We start from the raw sequence: 221 nt of genomic DNA, 5'->3' as shown, positions 1-221 counted from the left end.
TGATCTATTTAAAAACTCTAGCATTCTATTTATAATAATGGTTATTTACATATATTCAAATNGAGGGGGTGAGGGTGTTTTAACAACAGATGCTTTAGAAGAAAATAATATTAAAATAGAAGAAACACCAGATGATATTAAAGAAAAATTAAAAAATATTTTACCTTCCTTTGCTTCATTTCATAATCCAATAGATANNACAGCTCAGGCAAGTGAAGATC

1 protein-coding gene (cut by a window edge) is annotated in these 221 nt (G+C 27.1%); it reads left to right on the top strand.

Features of this window, described 5'->3' with window-relative positions; all coding sequences use genetic code 11:
• The first annotated feature begins 37 nt into the window (after positions 1 to 37).
• Positions 38 to 221, top strand: partial view of a hypothetical protein gene (locus LUA84_RS03300; RefSeq protein WP_457913371.1) — the start only. The gene runs 254 nt beyond the window's last position; 184 of the gene's 438 nt are visible here — the first part of the coding sequence; it begins with the start codon at positions 38 to 40; the stop codon falls past the right edge of the window.

Source organism: Candidatus Nanopusillus massiliensis, from assembly GCF_920984865.1.
Note: the sequence above shows the minus strand (reverse complement) of the source record. Positions and strands in the feature narration are given on the sequence as shown.